The organism is Roseburia sp. 1XD42-69 (assembly GCF_003612565.1).
Taxonomy (GTDB): Bacteria; Bacillota; Clostridia; order Lachnospirales; family Lachnospiraceae; genus Roseburia_B.
The window spans coordinates 1-3,609 of record NZ_RAZG01000149.1 but is presented as its reverse complement, the minus strand read 5'-3'; the positions used below and the strand labels follow the sequence as shown (position 1 = coordinate 3,609).

At 45.2% G+C, this 3,609-nt stretch carries 3 protein-coding genes and 1 pseudogene; all 4 read left to right on the top strand.

From position 1 onward, the window contains the following. Positions 1-698: 698 nt before the first annotated feature. A pseudogene (locus tag D7Y06_RS24350) lies at positions 699-938 on the top strand (type IV secretory system conjugative DNA transfer family protein); the annotation flags it as partial. Then, a complete protein-coding gene (locus D7Y06_RS24345; protein WP_243119499.1) occupies positions 916-1,923 on the top strand; it encodes a YodL domain-containing protein in 1,008 nt (335 codons plus the stop codon). The pseudogene D7Y06_RS24350 and the gene D7Y06_RS24345, both read left to right, overlap by 23 nt. 150 nt (positions 1,924-2,073) lie before the next feature. Continuing rightward, the gene (locus D7Y06_RS24340; protein WP_120410075.1) at positions 2,074-2,973 is read left to right on the top strand and encodes a hypothetical protein; all 900 of its coding nucleotides are present in this window, start codon (positions 2,074-2,076) and stop codon (positions 2,971-2,973) included. Between the two features lie 89 nt (positions 2,974-3,062). Next, positions 3,063-3,530, top strand: a complete 468-nt coding sequence (locus D7Y06_RS24335; RefSeq protein ID WP_330566594.1) for a hypothetical protein — start codon at positions 3,063-3,065, stop codon at positions 3,528-3,530. The last annotated feature ends 79 nt before the right edge of the window (positions 3,531-3,609 follow it).

The window sequence follows — 3,609 nt, the reverse complement described above, 5'->3', positions numbered from 1 at the left end:
TTTACTGAGGACACAGCTTCAAGCAGCATAGCATAGGAATTAAGATAACTGAATAACTGCCAGTATTGAATTTTCAAGGTGCATAGGCTAAATCTATGTGCGAAGTTTGAGTAATTTAAAAAAAAACTACGCCACAACCTTGGTAGGCCATCGCGCAGCGATTTTGTTCAACTCCGGTTTATCGGTTTGTACTGGGAAAAATTATACCATAGCCAATTACGAAAAGCAATCTGCACTTTGCCTCGTTCCGACTATCCAGACCGTCAAGGGACAAGTAGTATTTTTTCGCAAAGAACGCAAAAAAATCTCCACTCTTAAACCCTTGACCGTCTGGATTTTTGCCGTTGCCATTTCGCCGCCGAAAACGGGGAACAGGATAAAAAAATCCTGCCCCTGTTTTCGTCTGCTCCATTCTAACGGCAAAACCGTCTGCACTACTTCGGCGGCGGGCGGTAGGTTATGCGGTGGCTCTGCCCCCGCGCCCCCGACCTCTCCCAAAGAACAGAATGGAATGTTACGCAATAGGGCTTGAAAAGGCTTGATTTTCAAGGCGTTTTAGACACGAAAACCTACCGGATAAGGTTTTATACTACCCACCCGCGAAAACGGCTTCTAAACGTCCACAGGCGCGTTTTGTGCCCCTTTTCCCGCCGCATTAACAAGGGCTTGCGTCAATAACTCAAAAAAGCACTTGACAAAACGCTTCATGGGGGACAGCGAAAGACATTGAGCCTTATGTCGATCCGGTATTTGAGAACAACGTGTTACTCACAGAAACGGAAAGGCTGATGATGTCCGGCAGACCAAAACAGCCGAAGTATGCGAGGAATAAAAATATCCTTGTTATCGGCGGTTCTGGTTCGGGCAAGACGAGGTTTTTCGTAAAACCGAACCTGATGCAGATGCACTCATCGTATGTTGTCACTGATCCGAAAGGGGTATGAGATACCGGAGAACATAAACCGGGGGATGGATATGAATGCTGATTATGTGGTTAGCAGCCACCCGGCGGTACTGGACGGGTTTATCGAGCTGGCAAGGGATGGAATACGGGAACTGGAGTTAGGAAAGGAAGAAAATGTGCAGATTAATGAGGAAACGAAAGGCTTTATTGCAAATGGACATTTCGGAACATGGCATATGGATTATGAGCAAGTGTATATGGCACGGATGCAGCCGGAGGACGAGCCAGGACAGATCCGCAAGCGTTTCAATGAGAAGCTGCCAAGGACATTCCACGGGCATTCGATCAGCGTCAGCGATGTGCTTGTTTTGAATAAGGACGGTGTTGTGACTTCTTACTATGTTGAAAAAGAGGGGGTTACTGTCATAGCCGGGTTTATCCGGATAAGTTCGTCCGGCACACTTGTGTCTCTTGATACAACAGATTTCCACATCAAGGGGAAGGAGGGGAAATGGCTTGCCTTTGACAGCATTATGATAGAAGGCAGGCAGTTCTTCCTGATGGAGCATGAAACCTATGGAAAAGAAGTGGCATGGGTTGTGTTGGATGAAGAAGGGAAGATAATTGTAGACCATACATATCAGGGTTTTGACCAGACGGCCTTACAGCAGATTAAGGATTACCTCCATCTGCCGCAGCTTACCGCAGAGCTGCAAAAACAGGAAATACCCGATGGGAATATCCAGACGCAATCCGGCAATGCTATGGATAAGCCGTCTCTTGAAAACTGGCAGAAATATATGGAGAATGGGGAGTATCTCCGCAGTTCCGAGATAGATGAAGAACAGAATTACAACATGATTGACGGCAGGCGGAATAATATGTCCCCAAAAGGGAAAAATGGCAGGGTATCAGTCCTGGCAAAGCTGCGCCGCAAACAGGCAGAGATTGCAAAGCGGAGTGGAAAACCTGCACAGCAGATGGCAATGGCAGAGGATAGGGAGCGCAGACGGAAGTAAGAAAGGGAGAAGTGTCTGGCGAATGCTGCCGGATGCTTCTCCCTTTTTATGTCTTGAACAATCGGGAGTTTCTCTGTATAATAAAACCATAAGGCAGGGCATAGCCGATTTGCCGGACTGATTGGCAAAATCTGGAACCGAGGTGATATGATGCAGGGTGAAATATTACAGGAAGAACCAAAAGAGAAAACAGCGGAGAAAAAGGATGCGTTTGCAAAATATACGGCGAAAGACAGTGTTTTTTCAACGCTCTTTCAGGATAAGAAATATCTGATACAGTTATACCGTGCGCTCCATCCGGAGGATATGGAGACAACGGAAGATGCGCTTATGGATATTACCATAAGGAACGTCCTCACGAATGGAATTTATAACGATCTGGCTTTCAGGGTTGGGGATAAAGTCATGTTTCTGGTCGAGCATCAGTCTTCATGGACGATGAATATTATTATACGTGTGCTGATGTATTTAGTGCAGATTTACCATGACTATTTTGAGGAACAGGATGCAGATTTATATGGGAGCAAGAAGGTTCATGTTCCAGAACCAGAATTATACATGATTTTTACCGGAGAGCGTGCCGGCAGACCGGAAACAATCTCACTTTCCAAAGAATTTTTCGGCGGGAAAGAATGTGCCATTGAAGTAAAGGTGAAAGTGCTTTACGGCGATAAAGGGAATGACATTATCAGCCAGTATGTTGCGTTTACAAAAGTATATAATGAACAGGTGAAACAGTATGGAAGGAGCCAGGAGGCTGTCACGGAAACCATCCGTATCTGTAAGGACAGGGATGTGCTTCGGGAATTTCTGGCAGGCAGGGAAAAGGAGGTTATATCTATTATGATGGCTTTGTTTGATGAAGAGAAGATCATGCGTACCCATATAGCAAGCGAAAAGAAAGCCGCTTCAAAAGAGACTGCACGGAAAGCCGCAGAAAAGATGTTAAGGGATAGGAAAATAACGGTAGACGAAATTACTGAATATTTTTCAGAGCTTTCAGCAGAGGATATTCAGGAAATTGAAAAAGAGCTGTTTCAAACGATATAATACCTGGTGACAAACAGACACACAAGAAAGAATATTGGAATCCCCGGCTGCAAATGAATACAGCCGGGGTTATTCACGTGGAGGATAAAGTGAAAGAATCAGAACTGATAGGAAAAGTATATTCTGCTGTCTATCACCAGTGCCAGCAAAGAGGATATGCCGCCCCTGCTGATGCGCTGGTTGATATAGGTGTCCTGCCTAAGCAGAAGTATGAGGACTGGAGATTCGGGAAAGTACGGTATCTGGAAGCGGTGTGTACGTGTAATTTAAAGAAGCTCTCCTTTATTATGAAACAGATTCGCTCCTATGCAAAGAAATCGAGTTTGAAACCATCTTTCTGCTATTATAAGCGGTGGGGCGTGAAGAAAAGGCATGGCCATAAGCCGGTAATCCCCCTGCGGTTCAGCAAAAGCGGAAATCCGGAGATTGAAAAAGCATATGCGACACACTATGTGGATTTAGGGCGGACAGAGCAGTTGAAGAAAGAAAAAATGGGGAAAGCGGCAGCTGCAAACCAGGCTGAAATACCAGACGAAACACTGTCAACGCCGAATTAAAAATGTAAGAAAACGCCGATTATATTTTGTAGTTTTTCGGCGGAGTCATGTAACCTTTTCAAGTGTTTCCCTGCTCAAA

Bases quoted from the DNA above. Each gene is read 5' to 3' on its own strand.
- D7Y06_RS24340 (WP_120410075.1), top strand. From the start codon at position 2,074: ATGCAGGGTGAAATATTACAGGAAGAACCAAAAGAGAAAACAGCGGAG.
- D7Y06_RS24345 (WP_243119499.1), top strand. From the start codon at position 916: ATGTTGTCACTGATCCGAAAGGGGTATGAGATACCGGAGAACATAAAC.